This window comes from Cellulophaga sp. (assembly GCF_039943695.1).
Taxonomy (GTDB): Bacteria; Bacteroidota; Bacteroidia; order Flavobacteriales; family Flavobacteriaceae; genus Cellulophaga.
The window spans coordinates 1-3,165 of record NZ_JBDVAA010000053.1 but is presented as its reverse complement, the minus strand read 5'-3'; the positions used below and the strand labels follow the sequence as shown (position 1 = coordinate 3,165).

General features: G+C 32.7%; 3 protein-coding genes. 2 read left to right on the top strand and 1 reads right to left on the bottom strand.

Annotated elements, in window-relative coordinates:
* Positions 1 to 253 precede the first annotated feature (253 nt).
* On the top strand, positions 254 to 991 hold the full coding sequence (gene rlmB, locus ABJD66_RS03935; RefSeq protein WP_303540972.1) for a 23S rRNA (guanosine(2251)-2'-O)-methyltransferase RlmB: 738 nt from the start codon (positions 254 to 256) through the stop codon (positions 989 to 991).
* A gap of 10 nt (positions 992 to 1,001) precedes the next feature.
* Here the strand turns inward: rlmB and ABJD66_RS03930 are convergent, their stop codons facing one another.
* Positions 1,002 to 1,748 (bottom strand): rhomboid family intramembrane serine protease, encoded by a 747-nt coding sequence (locus tag ABJD66_RS03930; RefSeq protein ID WP_348128464.1) that lies wholly within the window; start codon positions 1,746 to 1,748, stop codon positions 1,002 to 1,004.
* 89 nt (positions 1,749 to 1,837) lie between these two features.
* Here ABJD66_RS03930 and ABJD66_RS03925 point away from each other — a divergent pair, with 89 nt between their 5' ends.
* Complete coding sequence (locus ABJD66_RS03925; protein WP_100896737.1) at positions 1,838 to 3,115, top strand: replication-associated recombination protein A; 1,278 nt, start codon at positions 1,838 to 1,840, stop codon at positions 3,113 to 3,115.
* The last annotated feature ends 50 nt before the right edge of the window (positions 3,116 to 3,165 follow it).

The window sequence follows — 3,165 nt, the reverse complement described above, 5'->3', positions numbered from 1 at the left end:
AAGTAGTTATACTTTTGAACCTGGACCAGTAGATCCTTCAGTAGATGATTTACCTTTTCGTTTGAGATACCCACAAGTACTTCAAACTTTAAACGGTGAAAATAGAAATACTGCTGCTCAAGGACTTTCAAATGGCGATTTAATTACAAGCAAATTATTCTGGGATGTTAACTAATTTTAATTAGCTAAAAATTCCTAATTTAATATTTAAACCTGCGGAGATTTCCGCAGGTTTTTTTTATACCTTTGCCGAATGGAAAAAACTACCCAAATTTATGGTATTAGAGCAATTATAGAAGCTATAAATGCTAATGAAGCTCTAGATAAAATTTTTGTTCAAAAAGGATTAAAAGGTGATCTTTTTAGAGAACTTGAAAATTTAGCCAGAAAAAAAGGAATTAGTATTTCTTATGTACCTGTTGAAAAACTAAACAGACTAACAAGAAATAACCACCAAGGTGTAGTTGCTAACATATCTCCTATTACGTTTCATAATTTTGAAGAATTAGTAGAAGCTGTAATTGAAAAAAAAGAAAACCCTCTTTTTTTACTGTTAGACCAACTGTCTGATGTACGTAACTTTGGTGCAATCATAAGAACTGCAGAATGTACTGGTGTAGATGGTATTATTATTCAGAAAAAAGGTGCTGCTCCTGTAACTGCAGATACCATAAAAACTTCTGCCGGTGCTGCTTTTAAAGTGCCAATTGCAAAAGTTAACCATATTAAAGACGCTGTACATTATCTACAAGCATCTGGAGTTAAAATTATTGCTGCATCAGAAAAAACAGAAAACACAATTTACGATGTTTCTTTTAAAGAAGCTTCTGCAATAATTATGGGTTCTGAAGATGTAGGTATATCTCCATCAATATTAAAAGCCGCAGACCATACTGCCAAATTACCTTTATTAGGAGAAATAGAATCTTTAAATGTTTCTGTTGCTTGTGGTGTGTTTTTATACGAAGCCGTAAGACAACGTTTAGGATAAAATACTCCTACTACTCTTCTGTTTTCTTTTTAAAGTGATACGTAATATTGATTGGACTTGAACTTGTAGTGTCTAATTCTGGATCATCATCTGGTTTAAATTCTACAAAATTACCATTCTCATCAAAATGACGTAGAAATTCGTCTGCTTCTTCATTGTAGTTATCCTCTTCCCAAGCGTATTTTTGGGGCTTAGGAATATCTGCTTTTAAAAAGTATGCAAAAAACAACCCTGTAATAAATCCGCCTAAATGACCTTCCCATGAAATACCTTCTTTTATAGGGAGTATATACCATAGCATACTACCATATACAAATACTACAAATAAAGAAAGTGCAATTAACCTGTAATGCTTAGCAAAAACACCTTTAAAAAATATAAAACTAGCAAGTAAATAAATAACACCACTTGCACCAATATGGTAAGATGGTCTACCAATTAACCAGGTAATTAAACCAGACAATAGCGTGCCATAAAAAAGAACTTTAAACGCAACTGGCTTGTAAAAATAAACCAATGCAGCACTTAACACTACTAACGGTAAAGTATTGCTATATAGATGTTTTAATGAGCCATGTATAAACGGACTAAACAATATACCTTTAAGCCCGCTTAACGTTCTTGGATACACTCCAAAATTGTTAAAATTTATTTTAAACTGTAGCTCTACCCAATAGACTGTCCAAATACTTAACACAGCTATTATTGGCACTAATAGCACTGAATTAGAAAATTTAAAGTAATTATTGTCTGTCATTAACACTAATTTACTACAATAACGCAATGATTTAGCCAAAAAATATAAATCTGCTAAATTGTCATTTAGATTCTTTTTATTTTTGTGGTATGAATGAGCCTTTAGCAGAAAGAGTAAGACCTAAAACATTATCTGAATATGTGAGTCAGACCCATTTAGTTGGAGATAATGGCACACTAACGCACCAAATTAAAAGAGGTATTTTACCTTCTTTAATTCTTTGGGGACCTCCTGGTACTGGTAAAACAACATTAGCCAATATTATTGCTAATGAAATAGATAGGCCATTTTATACTTTAAGTGCTATTAGCAGCGGAGTTAAAGATGTTAGAGAGGTTATAGAAAAAGCAAAAAAAGGCGGTGGTTTATTCACTACAAAAAATCCTATTTTATTTATTGATGAAATTCATAGGTTTAGTAAATCCCAGCAAGATTCATTACTAGCTGCTGTAGAGAAAGGTTGGGTTACATTAATTGGAGCCACTACAGAGAATCCTAGTTTTGAGGTAATTCCTGCCCTTTTAAGTAGATGCCAAGTTTATATTTTAAAACCTTTTGATAAGCACGATTTAGTTGCTTTGTTAGAGCGAGCAGTAAGACAAGACACTCAGCTACAAAAGAAAAACATAGAGCTAAAAGAAACCGAGGCTCTACTTAGACTATCTGGTGGAGATGGCAGAAAATTATTAAATATTTTTGAACTAGTTATAAACTCTGAAAACACAGAAGATGTTATAATTACTGATGAATTAGTACTTAGTAAAGTGCAAAAAAATACTGTTTTATACGACAAAACAGGTGAGCAGCACTATGATATTGTATCTGCTTTTATAAAATCTATTCGTGGTAGTGACCCAAATGGTGCTGTGTATTGGTTGGCACGTATGATTGAAGGTGGTGAGGATGTAAAATTTATTGCTCGTAGAATGCTTATTGCTGCATCTGAAGATATAGGCAATGCCAACCCAACTGCTTTAGTAATGGCAAATACTACTTTCCAAGCTGTTAGCACTATTGGCTACCCAGAGGCAAGAATAATTCTAAGTCAATGTGCAATTTACCTAGCTACGTCTGCAAAAAGCAATGCTAGCTATGCCGCTATAGGCAAAGCACAACAAGTTGTTAAACAAACTGGAGATTTATCTGTACCGCTTGCTTTACGTAATGCTCCTACTAAGCTTATGAAAGATATTGGATACGGTAAAGACTACCAATATGCTCACAATTATGAAAATAACTTTGTAGCAGCAGAGTTTTTACCAGATGAATTATCTGGCTCATCTTTTTATATTCCCGGAAATAATAACAGAGAAAGAACTATTAAAGAATTCTTAAAAAATAGATGGAAAGATAAATACGAACTTTAGAATTAAAATTTAATATTTAATTCTTTAGATTGTAATTTATCTCCTTGATA